Raw genomic sequence first — 24,837 nt, forward strand, 5'->3', positions numbered from 1 at the left:
ATCTCGCAAACTTATTTCAAAAGCTGGGTAAAGTTAGGTTATTAGACTAGACTGGCAAGAAGTAGTATCGAGAGCTTTATTTTTGCTGTAATGTCATTGATTCCTGTTGCAGGGGGTATTTTATTCCATCTCAAAAGTTATTTTTCGAAGATAGGATTATAAATTATGAGAAGCAACAATGGGGGGACATGTATTTGTTCCATTAAATGGTTAAGAAGAGCTATAAATCGTTATGGTGGCGCTATCATCTTCATTCGAAACTTTAGGGAAACAGAAAAATGACTTTTGGAAATAATTCTATAAAATAGTATAATATACAATGTATTGACACTTTTAAGCGATGTGTTATAAGATGTCATAGATTAGTTACAATTATGCCAGTGAGTGCGACTGTTCGGGCTGGTGTTCTCTTCATTTAAATACCCAAAGGAGTAGTGGAAATGTTAGGTAAGAATAATTATCAGAAGAAATTTGAGCAACAGAGTGATAAAGGGCATCGCTATGCTTTAAAGAAATTGAGTGTAGGTGTGGTTTCTATTGCGGTATCATCTTTCTTTTTTGTGTCACTAGGTGTCCAGCAAGTACAGGCGATGACGGGACAACCGGAAGTGGCAACAGGGACTTTGGGGACTCCTGAGGATATTGGGTCTACTCCTCAAGGAGGATTTTCGGAGCCTGAAACAGCTGACACAGGAACAGACACGGAGGACAGTTCATTCGGCGTGGAAACGAACAATGCAGGGGCAGCGGGCTTGTCGGATGAACTTCAATTTCAAACCTTTGCGACACCAGAAGGTCAGTCAGGGGAAAGTGAATCTACAGATGGCCCGAGGCCGATTGAAGAGAAGGTGGAAGGCGGGACTCTTGACACATATAAAGAACAGAACGTCGAAATCCAAGAGACCGAGTCTGAAGTTACGACACAAGAAGCGGCCGATGCACAAGTGGCAAGCCCAGTCCCAAAGCCGGAGTACGGGGTGCAAATCCGCTACCAAGCCACCTATAAAGAAGAGTATCAGGATGAAGTGGGTAATACACAATTTCGAGACAGAATCATAGACCTTTCCCAGCCTTATCAAGCTACCTTTAGCCAGGAGGTCTTTGAAAACGGTCTCCATGGTAAAAACGTAGACATCACTTCTCCGCAGATCGATGGCTATACACCTGATCAAGCGACGGTGACCTTATCCAAAGAAACTTGGAAGGATGCAAAGAGTGGGGAATTCCAATCAACGACGGACACACCCAAAGTGATCATCGTTGAATACAAGCCAGATCAGGTTCAATTTAAGGTTCGCCACTGGTTGCAACGCTTTGACCAAGGTGGCCGCCCTGTCTATGACCAATTGAATGCGGCTTATTATGCAGATCCTAAGAAGGTTAAACCACTTTTAATTGAAGGCACCCAAGTCCTTGAGTCTACGACAACCAACTCAGATGGCTCTGTGACTGAGAATTGGCGGACAGTGGGTGAAGATGAGCAACTTACGAAAGATATGACAATTAAGTCCGGGCTGCGTTATCGTGAGACAGGAAAAGAAGCAAACTTACCTGAGCGAAAAATCATTTTCGATGGAGATCATACCATTCAAACCGGTCTCGTAGGAGAAGAGGTTGAAGCTTTAGGCTTGCCCATCCAAGGTTTCACGGCTGAACGACCAACGCTCACTGTTCTACCCCAAAACACTCAGGATGCCGAGACAGGTGAAATCCAGTATGTCTTAGACCTTCGCTACCGTCGTAACAACTACACGGTAAACTTTGATTCGGGAACGCCAGCTTTAAAGATTCGTAACATGCAACACTATTACGATGCGCCACTCCTAACCATGCAAGAACGAGGCGACCAAGTTCCTTTCCGTCGAGGCTATATCTTCACTGGCTGGGAGGCCTATGACGAAGAAGGGAACCTGATGCCTGAGTTGGCAGGCTACAACCCCTATACAGGAGATAGGAGCAAGATGGCTGACCCTAATCAAGTGGTGGTCATGCCAGCCCATGATGTCACGTTTAAGGCTTTATGGAAAGCGGATGAGAATGCCTCTTATTCGATTCATTTCTGGGCGGAAAACCCTGATTGGAAGGAAGGCGACAATCCGGCCGACCGTTGGGACTATGTTGGGCGTAAGCTAGGAACGGGTACCACCGATACCGAGGCGGACTTATCAACGATCACAGCAGGGCAATTGGACTGGCCGGATATTGATCCAGTAGACGAGAACGACCCATTTGAGTTTGCTAAATACTACACCCTGAACCAAGAGGAATCCAACCAGGCCAATGCCGGTAAGACTATTGATGGGGATGGATCGACCTCCTACAACCTTTACTATGATCGTAAGGTTTATACCTTGATTTTTGGGAGGGCACTCCACCAAAGCTCTGCATATCAATTTAACCCAACCATTACCATGGATGGGGTCAAATATGAACCCATCAATCCTTATGATGTCTATCGTCGCAAGGTGAAGTTTGGCCAGACCCTAGTAGTGGGTGAAGACTGGCCTAACCAAAACCAGATTGAGGGTTGGCCAGCGAGAATGAACAACAATGGCTGGTATCTTTATGGTGCAAAGGGGCCTGTAGATTACCGGGATGCCCCACCTTACACTTTGAATAAGGAGCAGTTTATTCAACATGGCCCCTATGAAAATAAGGCACTTGGCATCCTAATGCAGCCGGATGAAATCTATCTTGGAATTATGGCAGGAACAAATACAGTACCGGTTCACTTCGCATATAATATCGAAACAGTGGAATCTGCCCAAGCTCGTTACGAGGCTCAGATTCAAGGAAAGGCTATACCTGACCCTGTTTATGTCACTGACCCAAGTGTTATTGAAAATGGCATTCGAAATGATACGAGCGCCCCTGCATATAAGTTCCCCGGCCCTGAAGTGGATGGTTTTACCTTAGTTAATCCGCGTCAAGGAGCAATAACAGTTAAAGGTGCTAATAGATGGGCTGCGCAAGGCTTAGAAGAAAAGTACGGTCCCTATATTGCTGTTGGGGAAAATGGTGTGCGATACAGTGAGAATAGGACTGTTGACTATTACTATCAACGCAAGATATCTCACGTTGAGTTTATCCCGGACTCTACCAAGCCTAATGTGAGATATGGCCTAGACCAAAGTCTACCTAATGTCAATTCGGATAACACCTTGTCCCTGGCTTACCAGACCGACTTGACCAAGATTGACCTGCCAACCATGCCCAAGTATCCAGATCCAATAGACATCCCAAGCCTGCCACCTAGCCAGCCTGGTCCAGATGCGCCAGCTGAGGTCCAGGCTGAATATGAGGCAGCTATGCAACAATACCAACAAGCCAAAGCTGCTTATGAAGCCGCTTTGGCAGCCTACCATGAAGCATATGCCAAGGTTAAGGAAGAGCTAGACAAATACCGTCCAGCAGATGTGCCTGAAGACTATGAATTCAAAGGCTGGGGCATTGAAGAAGGCTGGGCAATTAACAGTGGCGTCATTGATGATAACCGGACTAATAATGAGGTTGGGGGACGTCGTGACCACGTACCATCTACTTCGCCCTTGACCCTCTATGCTAAGTGGGGGGCGCCTGATGCGGAATATACCGTTTTATATGACTTTAACGGTGGGACGATGCAAGACCATAATGGCCAACTTATTAAAGAAGGCCGTTATAAGGTTAAGTACGGCGACAAGATCGCTGAGCCAAGCCAGCTTGAAGAACCTACCCGTGAAGGCTATGACTTTATTGGTTGGGAATATATTGTAGAGGACAATGATAGCAGCCAGCGAGACACACCGTTACTCTATTCGTTCGACAACCGAGTAAATGACCATATCCGTCTGCGTGCTATGTGGGAACCACACCAGAAGACATCCGTGACGGTCAAACATGAATTTTATGACAATCGAAACTTTACGGGTACTCCAACCGAAATCTTCACAGAAGAAATTGACGGGGTTCGTGTGGGATCTTATTGGTCCAAGGATGCCATCTATGCTGGTGAAGATTATGTGGCGGAACATCGCTTTGGTGTTATAACTGATGTTCAACCGGGTGCAGAGCTTACATTTAAATATCGTCCTTATTTACGACGCCAATACACTATTTCCTATGTGGACCAAAACGGTAATAAACTTTTAGATGACAAAAAAGTAACCAATGGGAATCGCCACTATGATGCAGATCATTACGTGAATATTCCGGGGTATCAATTGGTTGAACAGGCTAGCTTAACTGCCGATGAGAAGAATAAGTATGGAATCAACCAATACCAAGATAGCCTCGCTTCTCAATACCAATTTGAATATCTAAATGAAGGCTTGCAAGACGGCCCAGGTATTCCGCCAGAGAAGGGATTCAAGCGGGTCTATGTCTACCAAGACAAACGAGTGATTCAGCGAGATGTCAGCCAGACTCAAGGGTATAAACCAGAAGACCATCCGGTGCCAGAAGGCTACACTCGGGTCATTATTCAAACTCAGCCAGAAGGTAAGTTAGCTTATAAAGATTCAATTAACCCAAGCCCTCAGCCACTTGTGTTTGATGTGCACAAGTCGGTTCGTATGGAACAATTGCCAGACCTTATCTCGAATGGTAATACTCATCCAGACCCTGCAGTCAATGCCAAGCCTAACGAAGGTTATATGTTCAAGGACTGGGTAAGGGTAGATGGCGGAACAGCCAGGGCACTACCGCAAGACGAAGCTGTCTTGAGTGAACCGCTTTATACTTTTGAAGCTCGTTATTCTGCCGATGACCAGAAGGCCTACCTCCGATTTATTGATACGACGAATGATAACAAGGTAATCTACTCCCTCGTTACAGATGGAAAGACAGGGGAAACAGGCAGCTTTACTAATCCGGATACTCTAAATAATCAATATTATGAAAATTTGGACTTATTCAGAGGAAAAGGTTACGCCATCCAAGGGCTCTATCAAACCAGCACGACAGATAACATTCCAGCGAATGCCCCTGTTGAGGCTAAACCTACGCTGACTGATGCGTATGATTTCGCGAATGAATTTACCTTTGACACTGACAAGACCCAACACCAGGTCTTCGATGTCTATATGGAACACCGTGTCGTGCCTATTCTCACCTATACCCAGGATGAAGAGGGCAACAACCAGAAGACTTGGGGCACCAACATTGATGGAAATAACCTGCCTCAAAAGGATGCCCCTTATGGTGATTTAAAGAATGAGCCTATGCTCTGGCCAAAAAAAGTCGACCCAGCTGAAATCATGAACCAGTTTCATATCCAGCGTAAGGTCAACCACTATCAAGGCGGTACGACCACACCAATTGCAGACCAGACCGTCCAGACCCTCTATTTCGAAGCGCCTGTCTATATGGATATGGTGACGGGGGACTATATCTACGACTGGGGTGACCTGCAGGTGGGTGATGGTACGCAATACTTCCCACTCAATGCCTTAGATTCTAAGAAGACCTTCCCGCAAGTGGATGCCATTACGGACCCCGCAAAATATGCAGCAGGTGTGACAGGTTACTGGGTTGCTAATCCAGAAGCAAATTTTGTGGCAGCTAAGGATGTGGATGCCAAGACCGACACTAAAATAGATGAAATTCTAAGGAATCTGAAAAAGTTAGAAGACAACCGCGCTTACCCTGAGTTATACGGCACAGCCGACCTCTTCTACAAGCAAGTCTTAGTAGTCGGTGAACCCCATCAAGAAGGCGAATTTGTTGACCCCAATGCTAATGATTTAAAGAACGAACCAACATGGGGGCCGGGCTTGACAGAGACGGACTTGAAAGAGTCGGTTCAGCGTACGATTCGCTTCCAGAAGCAAGCTGGTAGCCAGGTAGATGGTAGCCAGGTAGCGCCCGATTACATTCAAACTCTCAACTTCCAGCGCAAGGCCCATGTGAATCCTTGGACTTATGAAGTGCTGGCTGAAGGTGACCTAACGGGTGTAGCAACCTATACCGATTGGGAGTTTGTGGGAATAGCAGGTCAGAATATTTTCCCTGTCTTGACAGACAAGGAAATCCCAAAACTGGCCGGTTACACCGCGACACATCTCCCAACCACTAGTCAAGCAGTTTCAGCAACGGATACGGATACGACTCATACAGTCATCTACACTCCAGATCCTCAAAAGGCTGTGGTGAAGTTCGTCGACACCGATGTTAATAAGGGGAGAAACCCTCAATTAGCGAGCATCGACTTAAGCGGTGTGACAGACCAAAATCTAACGGGAGCAACGGAGTATGCAACTATTCAGACTCAGATTAATGAATTGCTCAAGCGAGGGTATAAGGTACAGAAGAATCCGCTCGATGGTACGCAGATTTTTGATAAGGATGGCAGTGTTGACCAAAGTTATCAGATTTCCATGGTCCACCGTTATGAGCCGATTGCTGACCCTGGTAACTTGCCGACGCCGGGTGAGCTAGTTAATCCGGAAGATCCGAATAGTCCGAAGTGGCCAACGCCTGAAGGAGACATCCAGACACCGAGAGACTATAAACGAACCATTAAATTCGTTGATGAAGCCGGCACGGAATTGGCTACTTCTGTTGAACAGACTATTTATATCGAGGCCAAAGTCAGCATCGACCTTGTGACCGGTAAGTACTACTATGATTACTATAAGTACGATACAGAGGGTATTCCTGAGCCGTATGTGATGGAGGCTGTCCCAGCCAAGGCAATTGACGGCTATGTACCTAAGTCTGCTACCTACGATGGTCAGCCAGCTGAAGGCACTACCGTTCCAGCCTTGACCATTGAACCCCATTCAACGGAAAACTTCACTAAAGAAGGGCAAATTGTCTATGTCCAACTCATTACAGTCCAGCCAAATAATCCTAAGACAGGCGGAGAGCCGATTGACCCGGCTCAGCCAGATGGACCGAAATGGCCGGCAGATGTTGACCAGGCAGGCTTGAACAAGACCATTCAGCGGAGGATTGACTATGTAGTTCCGGTAGGCTTTGAAGCGCAAAAACCGGCAAACGTGACCCAGGACGTAACTTATACACGGACGGCTAGGGTGAATCCATTGACTGGAGAGGTGGTTGACTATAGCGACTGGACCAGCACCAAGGCCAGCCATGACCAGGTAAATACGCCTCTAGTTACGGGCCTGATTGCCGATACAGCAAGTGTCCCTGAAAAGACTCATGTAGCTGTAACGGATACAGACACGCCAGTAACGGTCACTTATAAGAAGTTAGGTCAAGTGAAGCCTCAACTCAAGACGGAAGGTATTACGAATCCGGTCAATACGGATGCAAATAAACTACCAGCTGAGATGACGTATCCCAACCATCCGACAGACCCAACCAAAGTAGGCCAGCCAACTATCCCAGTTCTTGCTGACCATACCCCTGTAGATGCATCAGGTCAGGCGCTTGAATTAGCAGACCCAACCAATCCGTCTAAGGGCTACAAGGTGCCAGTGCCGACTGATCCAACGCAAGATGTGTCTGTTTTCTACGTGCCGTTTGCGCAATTGAACAAGACGGATATATCTTTTGACAAGCCAATTACTGGTTTGAACCCAGATCAGATGTCTGAAGAAGTCGTTCGCACTATCACTTATGTAGTGAAGAATGGTACGGCGACAGCTCCCGAAGCTAAGACAGATAAGCTCACCTTCTCTCGTCAGGCTGTGGTGGACACAGTGAATAACAAGTTCATTCGCTTTAACGAGTGGACAGCAGATAAGGGTACAAATTTTGAAGCAGTAACTTCGCCAACTGTAGCGAACCATTTTGTCGATAAACCAGAAGTCCTAGCAAATGATAATGCGAAGGCTGATGACCCAGACATCTCTGTGATTGTAACTTACGCTAAGGAAATTATTCTTGACGGAGACAATCCGAAAACTACAACGGACCTAGTTGATCCAAATGACCCAACAAATACGACGAAGTTCGGTCAAGGCTTAACTAAGAACGACTTACGTCAAGATGTGAAACGAACCATTAAGTATATCAAGGCGGAAGATAGCTCTACGGTTCATCGTGATGAAGTTCAAACGGTAACCTTTGACCGAAAAGCTGTGGTTAACCCATGGACGGGTCAAGCGGTATCTTATACAGAGTGGACACCGGCGACCGCAACGGTAAATGCTGTTAATTCACCGAATCTTGAAGGCTACAGCCCAGATAAGGTAACGGTTGAAGCGCATAGCTTTAAGCAGGGCGACCCAGATGCGACTGTAACGGTGATCTACGCTAAGCACCTGATTATCCCAGCTGATCAAGCCAAGACACCAGGTCAACCAATTAATGAGCAGAAGCCAGAAGGACCGAAATGGCCAGCTGAAACAGCTCAAGATCAGCTGAATAAGACAATTCAACGGACAATCACCCATGACGTGCCAGCTGATTGGACAGGTACGAAACCTGTTGATGAAGTTCAGAAAGTAGACTTTACCCGTTCTGCCATTGTCAACCCATGGACTGGTGAATTTATTAAACACACGGACTGGGAGGCAACAAAAGATAGCTATGACAGCTACAAGGCTCCAGTGGTAACTGGATTAGTAGCTGACAAGGTGAATGTAGACGGTAAGGCTGGCGTAACAGTTAATGATACTGATTCAACCGAAACAATCACTTATAGCGAGCTCGGTCAGCTAACTTTCAGCTACAAGCGTGAGGGCATTACTAACCCAGTGAATTCAACTGCAACACTATCTAATAGCATCACTTATCCAAATGATCCGAATGATGCGACGCAGATTGTAACTACGAACACAGTGATTCCTTATGTCAAGGACCACACGCCAGTGGTTGGCACAAAACCGCTTGAATTAGTTGATCCAACGGACCCAAGCCAGGGCTATAAGATGCCAAGGCCTGAGTCACTGACCGGTGATACGGCGATTGAGTACATTCCTTTTGCGCAATTAACGCCAGGGAACTTTAACGAGTCCCATACACCTGCAGGCTTTGATGTGACAAGTTTGACAGATACCGTAACCCAAACCATCCACTATGTTGACGAAAGCAATAATAAACTTTCTCAACCAACGACAGAAACCTTGACCTTCAAGCGGACTGCGGTTGTGGATACGGTGAATAACGCGTTTATACGCTATAACGATTGGACAACGGATAAGGATAACTTTGACGCAGTGAAGGCTCATTTAATCGAGGGCTACCTAGCGACTGTTGCACAAGTAGAAGCTGTCCCTAATATAAAAGCAGGCGCAGAGGATATTACCCAAAAGATTGTCTACAAGAAACTCGGACAAGTTACAGCTCAATTTGATACGGTCGGCTTACGTAATCCACTGCCTTCAAATCAAGCAGACTTACCTTGCGTCGTAACTTATCCTAACGACGCTGAAGACGTCACGAAGGCAGGCCAACCGACGATTAAGTATATTCCGAACCACACGCCAGTAGTGGATGGACTAGCCTTGACGCCAGTTGATTCAGCTGATTTGAGTAAGGGCTACATAGTCCCGGTGCCAAATAATCCGTCAGAAGATGTAACGGTATCTTATGTGCCGTTTGACCAGTTGTCGAGTGATGAGCTTACACCGACAAATAGGCCAAAGCTTTTTGACCCAGAGACATTGAGGGAGACGGTGACTCGCACGATTAAGTATGTTTACGCAGATGGAAGTTCGGCATGGAAAACCGAGGTGCAGACTCTGAACTTTACACGTAAAGTGATTGTCGATACGGTGAATACAAGTTTCGAAGGCTATACGCCTTGGCAGCCAACGGAGGCATCTTTAATAGCGGTGAATAGCCCAATTGTGCCAGGGTTCATTGCCGACCAAGCGCAGGTGCCTGGTGTGGTGAATGTCCCAGTGACAGCGGAAGATAGTAGGGTGACGGTGATTTACCGGGAGCTAGGTCAGATTAATACCCAATATGATCCGACCGGGATCTCGAACCCGGTACCGTCTAATCCAGAGGACTTACCAGAAGGTACAAGCTATCCAAACGACAGCGATAATCCTAGTCAAGCGAAGGGAACGACGATTGGCTACGTGACGAATCATACGCCAGTCATGGATGGTCAGCCGCTTAAGCCGGTAAATCCTGGCGATCCAACACAAGGATATATTGTCCCAGTTCCAGACAATCCGACAGAAAGTATTACTGTATCTTATATTCCATTTGCGCAACCAAGCGTAGAGGAATTGAAGCATATGTCGGATATTGAAGGACTTGATCCGAATGCGTTGAATAAGAAGGTTATCCAAAGGATTCATTTTGTCGATGAGATGGGCAACCCGCTGGCAGAAAACGCCGTTCAGCAAATTGATTTCAGCCGTAATGCTGTTATCGATACCGTTAACCAGAAATTAATCAACTACAAATCGTGGACACCGGTTACGAAGAAGATGACTTTTGATCCAACACCAGTACCAATCATTCCAGGCTATATTGCCAATAAGACGGTTGTTCCAGGCACCCTCAGCGTGATAGCTACTGATGAGGACCGGACGGAAACAGTAAGCTATCAAAGAATCGGCCAAGTTGTAACCGAGTACCAACCGGAAGGCATTGTTAACCCAGTGCCATCCAAGGATAGTGAGTTGCCAGCAGCCACCACCTATCCGAACCATCCAACGGATCCAACCCAAGTGAGTCAGCCTGTTATCGCCTATGTGCCAAACCATACACCGGTTTCAAACGGCGTTGCTCTTACACCGGTAGATTCGGCGGACCTAAAGCAAGGCTATCTTGTACCAGTTCCGAACGATGTAAGGAAAGACCTCACGGTTTCCTACGTGCCATTCGCTCAACCGAATGCAGAAGAAGCCAAGGTTATGCCAGATGTAGAAGGCCTCAACCCAGACGACCTAGTCCAAACCGTGACACGGACCGTGCATTTTGTTGATGAGACGGGTGCACCGCTGAAAGCAGACGCTTTACAACAGCTCGACTTCAAGCGCACGGCTGTGGTAGACACTGTTCACAAGACATTGGTAGGCTTCAATGAGTGGACAGCGGACGATACGACCTTCCAGGCCGTACAGGTTCCTGTTGTGGCCGGATATATTACGCAAGTCAGAGAAATATCAGCCCAAACAGATGTCACCGCAGTCTCTTCAGATCAGTCGGTCGATGTAATCTTCGCATCACTAGGTGAGATGCAATTCGAAGTGGAACGCCCAGATGGCAGCTATTCAGCCGCCATCCCAGCACCGAATAACTTCCAGTATCCGAACCATCCGAGTGATCCATCCCAAATTGGTAAATTTACGCTGCCATATTATGACAATTATGTGGCGGTTTTAACGGATACGCGCGAACCGCTTACACTGATTGATCCAGCGAACCCAGCACTTGGCTATTACATGCCAGAGATTAGCGATCCAACCTTGAACTGCAATGTTTTATACGTGGCTCTGAGCCTCGTCTCGCCGGACCAAGGACGCATCCCAGGCCAACCGATTTCACCGAGCCACCCAGATATCACATGGCCAAACCAAGTCTCCCCAGACCTCTTACAAAAAGAGATCACACGGACCATTCACTTGGTAGATGAAAGTGGCCAGGCCTTGCAAAGACCGATTGTGCAACGCCTCCACTTTACACGAAAAGCCATCGTAAACCCAGTAACGGGCGAATTCGTTGGCTATACAGACTTTGCCCCAAGCACGCAAAGTTTCGACGCCGTGACCTTGCCAGATATTGTGGACTATACCTGTGATCAAGATACGGTGCCAAGTTTAGTAATTGACGCCTTGAGCAATCCTATCGAGGTTACTGCGACGTATCGCCATATCGCTTCCGGCGATTCAGGTACACCAAGTGTTCCAATCAAGCCACATGTTCCAAGTAATCCTGATGCCCCAGGTGAACCAGGCCATGTGCCAAGCACTCCTGAGCAGCCTACAGAACTAGGAACAAACACCGGTCAAGAAGGAACCGGCTTACCAGGCACTGGCCTCATCACTTCAGATAGTAGCCAAACCTCACTGCCAGCAACCGGCGGCCACGGCTTTGACATCCTACCTGAAACGGGTGAGACGGAGCCAAATTACGCACTATTCTCTGCCGCAGCCCTGTCCTTGTTGTCAGGTTTAGGCTTACTCAAAGGCAAGAAAAGCGAAGAAGAGGACGAAGCTTAAAGTTCGCTCCATATAGGAACAGGGAATGCCCTTTTAGGCATTCCCTGTTTTTGAATTTGGGTTAGTGGGGGAGTTGTTTGCGACCTAATAGTATCGGAAATGGATTTCCTTGCATATAAAGAGCCTGTAAGATAATTCCTCAAAAAACCCAGAATTTTTTCTCAATGAATAAGATTTCTGGGTCTTTTGACCTGGGCTGAGTCTCAGTGCAAGTCGTCTTAAGTTTGCAGCCATTAAGGCCAATCCTATTTCGTTTTTCGCCTTATCGATTCCTCTAACATGGAATCTTGTGAAGCCTAAGCAGGCCTTCAGAAAACCGAGCGCAGGTTCTACGTCTATTTTCCGATTGCCGTAAATTTCTTATTCTCTTCATCCGACAGAAGTTCCCGTTGCTTGGCTTTATAATACTCAAGTTCGGGGTTTATTCTTATCTTGTGTACATTGCCTTTGTCTGTGAGCGCCGCTTCTATAATGTTCTGGTCTGCATCAAATTTCTCTGCATGATATTCCTTGAAGCTTCGCTCATAACCATATTTATTTATCATTTTTCGATATGTATGAAAGTTGAACCTCACGCCTTCGAGGTCTATAGAGTAGTTTTCTTCATTATAATCCCAGTTCATCACTTTTTTAGGGTCTTCTTGCCATTTTTTAGACTTTTCTTTGTAGTAAGTATCATAGGGAATAAGTGGTGTTAAATCCGGGAAATTCTCTTCGAGATATGGATAATTTGCTTGAGAACCATATCCAGAGTCTAATCCGATATATGCACTTGCTTCAAATAAAACTCGATGAATCTCCATAAAAGGAATCAGGGTGCGTGTATCTATCGGGTTAGGAAATAAATCAAAGGCCAAGAAAAATTGATGAGACGTCGCTACTTGAAGATTATAACCAGGTTTAGTCTGACCATTCCGCATAGGGCCATCTTTCATCCGCATAAAGGTCGCATCAGGGTCTGTTTTAGAGTAAGAGTTGCGCTCTTTAAATATCTGATGCTGCGCTTCATATTCCAACGCTTTTCCTCGACGTTCAATGATTTTATTACAACGGCCTCTAAGGAAACGGCGTACTTGCTTATCTGATTAGGAGACTTCTTAGGATCTGCTTCAATGGCTTCATTTAGGTCTTTGATACGAATCTCAATTTCCGTAATAAGTTCACCAAGGTCGTTTAGGATGAGCTGTGTATCTTCAGGAATCGTTTGACGATTATAGTTATCATTTAGTTCATTAACCAAACTTACCAATTGTCTACGATTCATCTTTTCATAACGAATCGTATTCTTCTTCCATTGAAAGCTGTATTTATTGGCATCCGCAAGTAATTTGGTGCCATCAATAAAGACCTTAGCATCAATAAGTCCTTGTTCTTTAAGGAAGTTTGTGAAGCGTTCAAAGCTATGCGTTAAAATTTCACGCAATTCAGCTGAGCGTCTAAAACGACAAATTGTTTCATGGGATGGTGTCTGCTCTTGAGTTAGCCACCGAGCCGCTAAGCTATCTTCCGCAAATTCAGCCATTGGTCTACTTGTCTTAATTCCTTGGGAATAAGCTAGGAGCAATAACTTTAATAACATTGAAAAGTCCTATTCTCGAGGTCATCCAAAGCCATATGGTTGTTCAATCTCAAGTGCTTCAACAAAAACATTAATATACCATGCGATAAGGCCTTCTTTCGGTGTATATTGAGTGGACAGCTCCAATGTCATCTGATTTATGTATAATGAGTATACAATTTGGGTAGTCCTTTCTGGATTATCTGCGACAGAGGGCTCCTACCCTCTGTTTTTCATTTTCATTAACTATATTATAGCACAGAAACCGCCAAGGATGTTGATTTAACAGCATTCTTGGCGGTTTCTGTTGTTGACTTATCTTACAGCCTCACAAAACTTATGATTCAAAGTATTTAATTGGATAATGCACATTATACGGGGTAGTAAATTCAAAGTCCATTTCCTTTAACATAGGAATCATCGTCTTTAATGCTTCAGGAGTGGCTTCATGAGTGTCATGCATAAGAATGATTAAATCAAAGCCTTTTTGAGCTTGAGACTCCACTTGGGCACATATATCCTCTGCATCATGGGTAGCCCAATCCATCGTATCAACATTCCACAGAATTGACTCACTATTGGGTAGCAATTCAATAATATGTTGGTTTCCTGAGCCAAAAGGCAGCCGATAAATATCTGTGCGAGTTCCAGTCGCTTCTTCAATAGCTATCTCGGTCCATTCAAATTGCTCTAATATCTCTGCATCAGATAAGGTCTGTAAGTCAAGGTGATTATAAGTATGATTGCCTAAGATATGGCCTTCATCTAAGATTTGTTGGACAATTTCGGGATGTTCATCCACATAAGCTCCCATGACGAAGAAGGTGCCTATCACATCATACTCCTTGAGAATTTCTAGTACTTGTTGTGTGTAAGGCACGTTCGGCCCATCATCAAAAGTTAAGACTGCGTACTTTTGTGGGTCAAAGGCAGTGTGGCGTAGCTGTTTATAAAGGGTAGGGCTAGCCATTACCGTTTCAACGAAACTATCTTTATAACTGTCTGGATCTGGGTCGGCTTCAATTTCCGCAATGATTCCTTGACTTAATTCGGTTAATCTCTCTTGCACCCGTGTCATAATGGGTTGAGTGTGCAGGTAAACATAATGATTTTCGAAAGTATGAATCAGATTAGCTTGCTCGCTTAAATCTGCTTCTTGCATGCTTAGAGTGATGTCGTCTAATTCCTGATTAGCTGCATCAAATTCTTCGGTTACTTCCAAGCCAAATTGGTTAAGCTTGGCTAAACTCTTGTAGCGTTCACTATTTTCTGGATAGGCTTCTTTGAGCAAAATGAGATTATCTTGAAATGCTTGCGACGTTGCATCGGCTTGAACGATTGGCAGACTATCGCCTTGAAGTTCAGAAGCTTCATTTACGGTTGCTTTATCTGCTTTGCTACTTGGACTCGACGCAAGGCCTACTTCAGAAGAGCTTGCATTTTCAAGATTCGCAGTTGATTCTACCTGTGACGCTCTGTCGTTAGTTGATTGCTTTGTGATTGGTTGTTGGCGCCTGCTAGTTTGAGGCTCTGTCGGGATATTTTTTGTATTGGTGGCTGAATCGGGAGATGTAATAAATAAAGCCTGCGTCTGTTCTTGGACTTCAATTTGCTTATCTGCTTTATTTATGGCATCAATATAGTCGTTTCTAAGACCGGGCAACATGGCTTCAGCATGGGATTTTCCAGCTTGAACATCGCTCTTTGTAACATCTTCTCGAACAAGAACCATATGCTCGTCTTCAAATAAAGAGGCAACGGCCTCGGCGTGACGCTGGTGCGACCAAGTTATATAGCCGATTAAGCTCAGAATAAGCAAAAGAGCGACAATTGGTATAGTGTAGCGCTTAACTTGTTCGAGCCATTGTTCATCTATATTTTTCATGATTTACTCCTTTTCCTAAACTATTATAAAATAATAGCCTTTTTTTAATGTTAACTCAAGCTGAAATTCTTGGTGAGCCTTTTCCGATGAGATGTAGGGAACACCTATCAGCTCAGGCCTAGAGATACATTTTACCATAGCTGACGAGCTCTTCCAATACTGGAAAATTTCTTTAACTTGGCATACTATAAGGAATGATAGGTATTTTCATTCATTTATGATAAAATATAGCAGATACGAAGGGGGCCTATGATGAGTCAGTTAATTCAACATATCGAATACATTACACATACCCAAATAGATAATGAACAATTAATTTATACTGCTTTTTGCCATACGAGTTATGTCAATGAACACCGCCGGGAGAATCTTGAATCCAATGAGCGCTTAGAATTTCTCGGGGATGCGGTTTTAGAGTTGGCGACGAGTCAGTACTTATATGATTATTATCCCAATAAATCCGAGGGAGATTTGTCTCGTTTAAGGGCACTTTTAGTGCAAGAGGCGAGCCTAGCCCGTTTAGCCAAGCAATTCAACTTTGACTATTATATTCGATTAGGTCGGGGAGAAAGCCAAAGCGGTGGAGCTTCTAGGCCGTCAATATTGTCGGATTGTTTCGAGGCTTTTCTGGGGGCCATTTATTTAGATCAAGGAATGAAGCCTGTCCAGGCCTTCTTGAATAAACATTTACTGGAAGATCACGAGAATTTCCTTGCTGAAATTAATCGCGATTACAAGACCTTGCTCCAAGAAGTGCTCCAGCAGGACGGTACGGTATCTATTCAGTACCGTGAATTGAAGAAAACTGGACCGGCTCATAATCAGGTTTTTGAGATGGGCTTATATTTAAATGGGAAATTCTTGGCTAAAGGAATGGGCAAAAGCAAGAAAGCGGCAGAAATGCAAGCTGCCCGCCAAGCTTATGAAGCGCTCAATAAAAAGTCCAGAGGTTAAGGAGTGTCGCCATGTATTTAAGTAGAATTGAAATGACAGGCTTTAAATCGTTTGCGGATAAGACTGTGATTGAATTTGATCAAGGCATGACGGCCGTTGTTGGTCCTAATGGTAGTGGGAAGAGTAATTTATCCGAAGCGATTCGCTGGGTTTTGGGTGAACAGTCGGCGAAGAGTTTGCGCGGAAGTCGGATGGAAGATGTGATTTTCAATGGCACCCAGGACCGTAAGGCGGTGAATATTGCGCGGGTTACCTTGGTTTTAAATAATGAAGACCGTTATTTGGATATGGATTTTAGCGAGGTTAGCTTAACCCGGACCTATCATCGCAATGGGGAAAGCAAGTACTATATTAATAATGAAGCGGTTCGCTTGAAGGATATTGTCAATTTACTGTTAGATACGGGCTTAGGTAAAGATAGTTTCTCTATTATCTCCCAAGGGCAAGTAGAACAGATATTCCTCAATAAGCCTGAAGAACGGCGCACTATCTTTGAAGAAGCGGCCGGGGTGCAAAAGTACCAATACCGCAAAACCGAGGCTGAACGAAAACTTGAGAAATCCAAGGATCACCTCAGTCGGGTCAAAGATATTCTCCATGAACTATCGGGTCAGCTAGAACCTTTGGAAGTTCAACGCAATAATGCATTGACTTATCAAGAACTAAAGGCGGGCTTGAAAGAGGCAGAAGTATCCCTTTATACCTACCAAATTCAGACCCAACAAGTCCAGTGGCAAGCTGCAGAGCGGGATTTAGAGTCCAAGAACGAACAATTTGAGACACTTGAAAAGCAATACCAAGAAGTGCATGAGCGATTAGCCGAACGCAAAATCGAACAAGAAAATCTCATTCAAGCCATAGATGCCTCAGCCGATCGCTATCAGGGCATGATGCAAGCCTTGGAACGCAAGATGGGCCAAGCCCAAATGCTCGATCAGCAAATTACGTTTCAAACGGATTCATTCACAAAAGATTCAGCGAGTCATGAGGAGACCTTAACTGCCTTAGCCCAAGAAGAAGATCACTTAAGCAACTTGAAAGCAGAGTATCAAGCAACAAAAAAAGACCTCCTAGCTTTAAAAGTAAGCATCCAAGACTTAGAGAAGCAAATGCAACGTCTCACAGGCAAGCGTGAGGATCAAGTAGAAGCCTTGCGTCAAGACATGATAGATTTGTACCAGAAGCAAGCCACAGCCAGTAATCAACTGAAGCAGTCTGAAGACCTAGTAGAGCGCTTAAGTGAGCGACAAATTCGTTTAGCCGAGGCATTGGAGGCAGGCAAAGTAGTCGCTGAGACGAGTGAGGCTGAGGCAACCAAGGCCCAGGATTATTTCCAAGCTCAAGATACCGCTTATCAGACCTATCACAAGACGTATCAGGCTGTTTTGCTAAGTCAACAAGCTAATCAGGAAGAGCGCGAACAAGCGCAACAAGCGCTCTTCCAGAAAGAACGTCAAGTACAACAACTTCAAGGGCAAGTAGACAGCCAACGGCAGCAACAAGCCTCTTATGCAGGCTATTACCAAGGGGTACGCTCCGTCATGACTGCCCAGCATCTTCAAGGGATAGAAGGAACCGTGGCGGATTTAATCCAAGTGGAAGCAAGCTATCAACAAGCCATTGATACAGCTTTAGGGGGGGCTTTGCAGCATATTATTGTGCAAGATGACCAAGCGGCGCGCGCTGCCATTGAGTATTTACGTAAGCAACGTGCGGGGCGAGCTACTTTCTTACCGAGGCCGAATATTAAAAGCCGCTCCCTAGCAGATCACCTGCATCAAGCGGCCCAAAAGCACCCGGGTTTTGTTGGTGTTGCCAGTGATTTAGTCCAGAGCAGTCCGGAAAATCGGGCGATCGTCGAGAATCTACTTGGCACTACGGTGGTTGTGGAAGAAGTGAGTCAAGCGCAATTGATGGCCAAAGACTTAAAGCAATCAGTTAAATTAGTGACCCTTGACGGCGAGGTGATTATGCCAGGTGGGGCAATTACAGGCGGCCGCAATAAGCATCAACAAAGCTCGATGCTAACCCGCCAAAGGCAGTTAGAAGAGGTAGAAGCAGCTTACAAGCAAGCCAATGACGAATTAGCTCAACTGGAGCGTAATTGGCAGGCAATTCAATCCCAAGAAAAAGAGCTCCAAAAAGAGCTCACCGAAGTAACCGAACACTTAAATAAAGCTAGTCAAGCTCGCCAACAAGCTCAACATGCCCAGGAGGCGGCTAAACAAGAAGCAAGACAAGCTTCTGAGCGATTAATCATTCAGTCCGATGAACAAAAAACGGTTCAGCAGGAATTAACGGCGGCAACTGAACTGGTTATTAGTTCGCAAGCGGATCTTCAAGAGGCTCAGGCAGCGATTGAAGCGAATCAAGCGACTTTGGAGCAGTTAACTGCAAGCGAAGCAGATCGCCAGGCGCAAGTAAGTGAATTGGAGCAACAGCTCCATCGTTTTAACACGCAAGAGGCCGTTCAAAGTGTTGAATTGAAACAATTGCAACAAGCGGTGCTCGAGCGCCAGGAGAAAGTGGCAAATTATCAGGCCCAAATTGAAAGCTATCAACATAGTCGCGAAAGTCAGACCCTGGATATAGATACTTTGAAAGTCAATTTAGCAAAGCTTCAGACGGAAAACGACCTGGCCAAGATTGAGGCCGAGCAATTGGAAACGCAAATCGAGGAACAACGGCAAGAACGCACCATCTTAACGGAGGCCATTCGCCTGGATGAAGGGCAAGAGAAGACGCTTCAAGATGAACTTCAGCAGCTCGGTCGGCAAATCGCCCGTTTGGAAGGGCAAATTGAAAAGTATACGTCCTTTATCGACCGACAACTCGATTATTTAAATAGTGAATATCAATTGAATTTCGAGATGGCGCAAGCCATTGCCCAACCGATAGAGAATGAAACGACGAGTGAAAATCGTGTCAAAACATTGCGTCGTAAAATTGACCAATTGGGTCCCATTAACCTACAAGCCATTGAAGATTATGATGAACTAAAAGAGCGTTTCGATAATTTGTCTGCCCAAGAAGCGGACCTTTTAACTGCCATGGGGCAGTTGGAAGCGACCATGGCAGAGATGGATGAAGAGGTCACCAGTCGTTTCGGGAAGACTTTCCATGAGATTAATGAGCAGTTCCAAGGCACCTTCCAGAAGCTTTTTGCCGGGGGGTCAGCGTATTTAGAATTGACTCAGCCGGATAATCTCTTGACGACCGGGGTAGATATTATTGCCCAACCACCAGGCAAGCGCAAGCAGAATTTGGCACTTTTATCTGGGGGCGAGCGTGCTTTAACGGCGATTGCCTTACTATTTGCGATTTTGGAAGTTAAACCGGTACCTTTTGTGGTGTTGGATGAGGTGGAGGCGGCTTTAGATGATGCGAATGTTTACCGTTACGGTGAGTATATTCAAAGTTTTACCGAAGATACGCAGTTTATTGTTATTACACACCGTAAGGGAACGATGGAACATGCAGATGTTCTTTATGGTGTTACGATGGAGAAATCGGGTGTATCGAAACTTGCATCCGTTCGACTCAGTGAAGCAGAAGAAGCATTGGAGGCTTAAGATGATTAAACTTATTGCAATTGATTTAGACGGAACTTTACTGGATAACGAGAAGCAGATTAGCCCTGCCAACATGAAGGCACTTTACCGGGCTCAAGAAGCTGGCATAAAGGTTGTCTTATGCACGGGTCGACCTTATTTAGGCATGAAGAACTTTATTGAGGAGATTGGCTTTACGGATGAAGATGAATACATTGTCAACTTTAATGGAGGGCAAGTTAGACGCGCCGTTGACGGTGAAGTTATAGCTAGTCAAAGCTTAAGTATGACGGATATGCAGACGTGGTATGAGGAAGCTACTCGCTTGGACTTACCAATTAACGTTATTGATTCTGATTGGGTTTATGAACCAACGGCTTACCCAGAGGGGCACCCATCTTTTTATGTGGAGAAAGTGACAACGGCTCCGTCTAAGGTAGTAGACTTTGCGGATTTTGAAGCGGATCATCGTTTCGTTAAATTTGTTATTACCGTGGAAACGGAACATCTGGAAAGTCAACTCCCCCATATCCAAGCAGAATTACGGGAGAAGTATGCGGTTGTTCGCTCACATCCCTTCCAATTAGAAGTGATGCCTAAAGGTGTTGGCAAAGGTCCTGCCTTAGAGCAATTAGGAGAAATTCTCGGCATTAAAACGACCGAGATGGCTGGGATTGGTGATGAAGAGAACGACCGTTCAATGCTTGAAGTAGTAGGTTTACCGATAGCCATGGGCAATGCTACCGATGAAATTAAGGCTTTGGCTAAGCACGTTACTGAAAGTAACACCAATGATGGAGTTGCCCATGCGATAGATTATATTCTGAATAGGAGTGAATAAGATGAGTTTATTCGACCGAATTAAGCGAGCCTTTACTGGGGAAGATGAAGTTGTTAAAGAGGAGCTGAAGGAGAAAGATTCCGAAATCGTCTTTGATACTTATGATAAGGGGATGGAGAAGACACGTAAGAACTTCTCTGAACGCATATCTGACCTCTTCTCTGGCTTTAGAGAAATAGATGAAGATTTCTATGAAGATTTGGAAGAGACGCTGATTAGCGCCGATGTTGGCTTTAATATGACAATTGCGTTAACCGATGCAATCCGTGATGAAATTGAAGCTCAGAACGTTTACCGGGAAGACGACGTTAAGCGGGTCATGATTGAGAAGATGGTTGAAATCTATGAGAAGAATGGCGAGCCAGGTGCTGAATTGCTCAACATTAATCCTGATGGGCCAACGGTGATTCTTTTTGTTGGGGTTAACGGAGTAGGTAAGACTACGTCCGTTGGCAAAATTGGCTACCAGCTCAAGCAGGAAGGGCACAGCGTCCTATTTGCGGCAGCGGATACTTTCCGGGCAGGTGCAACCGAGCAACTTACGGTTTGGGGAGAGCGCCTAGACATTCCTGTGGTATCGGGTAAAGACCAAGGTGACCCTGCTTCGGTCGTTTATGATGCGGTTCACCAAGCGCAAGATGAAGGCATTGACTATGTCCTAGTAGATACTGCTGGCCGTTTGCAAACGAAAGCCAACTTAATGCAAGAACTAGCCAAAATCAAACGCATTATCGAACGAGAAAACCCAAATGGTGTACAAGAAGTGATGCTCGTACTCGATGCGACTACTGGCCAGAATGCTGTCATTCAAGCCCAGCAATTCAACGAAGCAACTGAAATCACCGGTCTGGTATTAACTAAACTTGATGGTACCGCCAAAGGTGGCGTTGTCTTGTCCATCCGCTATGACTTAGACATCCCCGTGAAATACATTGGCTTAGGCGAGCAGGCAACCGACTTGCAAGTCTTCGATGCTGAACAGTATATGTATAATTTGGTAAAAGGATTAATTTAAACACTTGCACCTCTTCGAGATGAACTGCCCCTGTCAAGTAGACAAGGGCAGTTCAAAATTCTTAGAAGGGGTGTTTTTTTATTTGTACGTTGAATAAAAGTGACTGGATTCTGTGGAGAAAGGGTCTCACTGAATAAAAACTGAGCAAAATTCCGTCGAGAAGCTGTCTCACGGAATAAACAACAAAAATCCTTCCATGGGGGCCGACTCCCACGGAATCCGAACATTCATCGTGCTGTTTCTGACTGTTCTATTTGGTCAAGAAGATGATGTTGTGAAACGAAATCTGAGCACAAAAAATCCAGAACGTTCGTCCTGGATTTAAAAGGCATATACAGCCTATTCAATTAAACGCGTTGTACTTTGCCTGATTTGAGAGCACGGGCAGATACCCAAACTTTCTTAGGCTCTCCATCAACCATGATCCGAACTTTTTGTAAGTTCGCACCGAATGTACGTTTAGATTTGTTCATCGCGTGTGAGCGTTGGTTACCTGAGCGTGCTTTACGTCCAGTTACATAACATTCTTTAGCCATTGTGTTGACCTCCTTTATTTTTTAGGAGCTTTGCCTCTCCTGAATCATACTCAAGTAATTTATCACATAAATGAAATGAGCGCAAGTAAAAAATTGCGAAAAAGTATTAAATGAAACGATTCCATGCTATAATTATACTACAATACGGATTTTCATTTTAACCCAGCAAGAAATGTGTTAAGATAGAAAAGGCATTTTTGGATCACATCCAAACTAGATTCTTAAGGAGGAATATACATGGCATTAACAATTCCAACACCGAACGGTGTCATTACTTTAACGAACGAAGCCATCGCAACTGTGATTGGAGCAGCTGTGACTGATAATTATGGCGTGGTCGGTATGGTAAGTAAGCACTTCTTTCGAGATAATATTATCGAAATTTTGAGACGCGAGAATTATACAAGAGGTGTCGTATTGTCTCAAGAGGGTGATTCAGTCAGTGTGGATGTGTATATTCTGGTAAGTTATGGAACGAAGATTTCTGTAATCTGTCGGAATATTCAAGAAGCAGTAAAATACAATGTTGAACGTTTATTAGGCTTTGAACTTGATTATGTGAACGTTCACGTACAAGGAGTCAAGTTAGACTAAGGTCACTTGAGTAGAGGAGGATAAACGTGAAACACACAGAGTTGACTGCGTCAGATTTTAAGGCGATGGTTATTGCTGGGGCAGAGAATTTAGCTGAGAATGTGGAGTTGGTGAATGCGCTGAATGTATTCCCTGTTCCTGATGGAGATACAGGGACGAATATGAATATGACTTTTCAATCTGGTAAAGAGCGTCTTCTACAAACGCAAACGGACCATGTAGGTGAGTTGACAACTGCCTTAGCTAAGGGGTTATTAATGGGTGCTAGAGGAAATTCGGGCGTTATTTTGTCACAGATTTTCCGCGGTTTTTCTAAAGCAGTGGAGACCTATGAAACGTTAACGAGTGAACAATTTATGCTAGCATTTATCGGTGGTGTAGACGCAGCTTATAAAGCGGTGATGAAGCCGGTTGAAGGAACCATCTTGACTGTTGCTCGCGAGGCGGGTATTCAAGGTGAAATCAAGGCGAAAGAATCCGATGATATTGTAGAAATTATGGAAGCCATTGTTCAAGGGGCTCAGACATCCTTGGACGATACACCGAATCTTCTGCCGGTTCTCAAACAAGTTGGCGTTGTTGATAGTGGCGGTAAAGGACTTTTATGTATTTATGAAGGTTTCTTAGCGAGCTTGAAGGGTGAAACTGTCGCGGATGTAACTCAAGTACAGAAAACCCCTGACACAGCTAAGCATTCACATGCGGTCTTCAATGAAGCCAATGAACATCCTTTATCAATGGATGAGATTACTTACGGCTACTGTACTGAAATTATGGTTAGCATTGGCTTGGGTGAAGGCCAATTAAAAGAATTCGATTACGATGATTTTCGAAACTTGCTTGACACTAAAGGAGATTCCCTCTTAGTTGTGGCGGATGATGAAATCATTAAAGTGCATATTCATACAGAAAATCCTGGTGAAATTATGCAGTTGGGCCAACAATACGGTGAATTGGTTAAGATTAAAGTCGACAATATGCGAGAGCAAGTTCGTGCTTTAGAACAAGAAGAGGCAACCTTACAACAACAGGCAGACCCCTTGATGACTGAGGAGCTGTGTGGCATTAAACTAACGAATGAACCGTTGAAAACTGCGATCGTTGCTGTAGCTGCAGGAGATGGCATTCGTGATCTTTTTGAATCGATCGGTGTCCATGTCATCCTTGAAGGTGGCCAGACAATGAATCCGGCAACAGAAGATTTTGTTAAAGCGGTTGAAGGCATTAACGCTGAGAGTTTGATTATTTTGCCGAATAACAAGAATATTCAAATGGCAGCGGAACAAGTTGCATCCATTGTTGATATTCCCGTTGAAGTCATTGCGACCCGTTCGATTCCAGAAGGAGTCTCCGCCATGCTAGCCTTCAATGAAACTGCTAGTTTTGAAGAGAATGTTGCAGGCATGACAGATATGAGTAAGGAAGTCACATCCGGACAAGTTACTTATGCGATTCGTGATACAGAAATCAATGACCTCGTTATCAAAAAAGATGACTTCATGGGCCTTATTGATGGTGACATCGTGGTAGCTACGAACATCCTTGAAGAAACCCTTTACCAAACGCTCGATGCGATGGTTGATGAGTGGAGTGAGATTGTAACGGTTTACATTGGTGAGGATGGCTCCCAAGAGACGGCTGAGGCAGCTTTAAGTCGCCTAAGCGAAAAGTATGACGCAATTGATACAGAGATTGTGGAAGGCAACCAACCCGTATACCATTACATGATGTCTGTGGAATAAACAGTTAAGGCTTCTAGCTCCTGCTAGAGGTCTTTTTGTTTTGTCGGTTAGATCATACTTGCTCTGTTCTATAATCTAAACTCACCC

Annotated in this window: 9 protein-coding genes and 1 pseudogene; 7 read left to right on the forward strand and 3 right to left on the reverse strand. The window is 44.9% G+C overall.

Annotated features, from left to right (window positions below):
* Positions 1 to 440 precede the first annotated feature (440 nt).
* Positions 441 to 12,074 (forward strand): mucin-binding protein, encoded by an 11,634-nt coding sequence (locus CL176_RS04970; protein WP_118990313.1) that lies wholly within the window; start codon positions 441 to 443, stop codon positions 12,072 to 12,074.
* A gap of 84 nt (positions 12,075 to 12,158) precedes the next feature.
* Here CL176_RS04970 and CL176_RS12995 read toward each other — a convergent pair.
* Positions 12,159 to 13,811 (reverse strand): annotated as a pseudogene (locus CL176_RS12995) (IS1182 family transposase).
* A 158-nt stretch (positions 13,812 to 13,969) separates the two neighbouring features.
* Positions 13,970 to 15,517, reverse strand: a complete 1,548-nt coding sequence (locus tag CL176_RS04980; protein WP_118990314.1) for a polysaccharide deacetylase family protein — start codon at positions 15,515 to 15,517, stop codon at positions 13,970 to 13,972.
* Between the two features lie 252 nt (positions 15,518 to 15,769).
* Here CL176_RS04980 and rnc point away from each other — a divergent pair, with 252 nt between their 5' ends.
* The 4 genes from rnc to ftsY are packed head-to-tail and all read left to right on the forward strand — an operon-like array spanning position 15,770 to position 21,878.
* Positions 15,770 to 16,471: a ribonuclease III gene (gene rnc, locus CL176_RS04985; RefSeq protein WP_118990315.1), complete on the forward strand. Its 702-nt coding sequence runs from the start codon at positions 15,770 to 15,772 to the stop codon at positions 16,469 to 16,471.
* A gap of 11 nt (positions 16,472 to 16,482) precedes the next feature.
* On the forward strand, positions 16,483 to 20,043 hold the full coding sequence (gene smc / locus CL176_RS04990; protein ID WP_118990316.1) for a chromosome segregation protein SMC: 3,561 nt from the start codon (positions 16,483 to 16,485) through the stop codon (positions 20,041 to 20,043).
* 1 nt (position 20,044) lies between these two features.
* A complete protein-coding gene (locus CL176_RS04995; RefSeq protein WP_118990317.1) occupies positions 20,045 to 20,863 on the forward strand; it encodes a Cof-type HAD-IIB family hydrolase in 819 nt (272 codons plus the stop codon).
* 1 nt (position 20,864) lies between these two features.
* On the forward strand, positions 20,865 to 21,878 hold the full coding sequence (ftsY, locus tag CL176_RS05000) for a signal recognition particle-docking protein FtsY (RefSeq protein WP_118990318.1): 1,014 nt from the start codon (positions 20,865 to 20,867) through the stop codon (positions 21,876 to 21,878).
* A gap of 347 nt (positions 21,879 to 22,225) precedes the next feature.
* On the opposite strand, the gene rpmB is transcribed toward ftsY, so the two are convergent.
* Entirely contained in the window at positions 22,226 to 22,414 is a 189-nt protein-coding gene (gene rpmB / locus CL176_RS05005; protein ID WP_118990319.1) for a 50S ribosomal protein L28, read from the reverse strand.
* Between the two features lie 237 nt (positions 22,415 to 22,651).
* Between rpmB and CL176_RS05010 the strand changes: the two genes are divergently transcribed.
* Both CL176_RS05010 and CL176_RS05015 read left to right on the forward strand, forming a co-directional pair.
* The gene (locus CL176_RS05010) at positions 22,652 to 23,008 is read left to right on the forward strand and encodes an Asp23/Gls24 family envelope stress response protein (protein WP_118990320.1); all 357 of its coding nucleotides are present in this window, start codon (positions 22,652 to 22,654) and stop codon (positions 23,006 to 23,008) included.
* 26 nt (positions 23,009 to 23,034) lie between these two features.
* Positions 23,035 to 24,750, forward strand: a complete 1,716-nt coding sequence (locus CL176_RS05015; RefSeq protein ID WP_118990321.1) for a DAK2 domain-containing protein — start codon at positions 23,035 to 23,037, stop codon at positions 24,748 to 24,750.
* The last annotated feature ends 87 nt before the right edge of the window (positions 24,751 to 24,837 follow it).

The sequence above is a fragment of the Suicoccus acidiformans genome (genome assembly GCF_003546865.1).
Taxonomy (GTDB): domain Bacteria; phylum Bacillota; class Bacilli; order Lactobacillales; family Aerococcaceae; genus Suicoccus; species Suicoccus acidiformans.

Excerpts from the sequence above, each read along its gene's own strand:
- CL176_RS04970 (WP_118990313.1), top strand. The coding sequence starts at position 441 with ATGTTAGGTAAGAATAATTATCAGAAGAAATTTGAGCAACAGAGTGAT.
- CL176_RS04980 (WP_118990314.1), bottom strand. The coding sequence starts at position 15,517 with ATGAAAAATATAGATGAACAATGGCTCGAACAAGTTAAGCGCTACACT.
- rnc (WP_118990315.1), top strand. The coding sequence starts at position 15,770 with ATGAGTCAGTTAATTCAACATATCGAATACATTACACATACCCAAATA.
- smc (WP_118990316.1), top strand. The coding sequence starts at position 16,483 with ATGTATTTAAGTAGAATTGAAATGACAGGCTTTAAATCGTTTGCGGAT.
- CL176_RS04995 (WP_118990317.1), top strand. The coding sequence starts at position 20,045 with ATGATTAAACTTATTGCAATTGATTTAGACGGAACTTTACTGGATAAC.
- ftsY (WP_118990318.1), top strand. The coding sequence starts at position 20,865 with ATGAGTTTATTCGACCGAATTAAGCGAGCCTTTACTGGGGAAGATGAA.
- rpmB (WP_118990319.1), bottom strand. The coding sequence starts at position 22,414 with ATGGCTAAAGAATGTTATGTAACTGGACGTAAAGCACGCTCAGGTAAC.
- CL176_RS05010 (WP_118990320.1), top strand. The coding sequence starts at position 22,652 with ATGGCATTAACAATTCCAACACCGAACGGTGTCATTACTTTAACGAAC.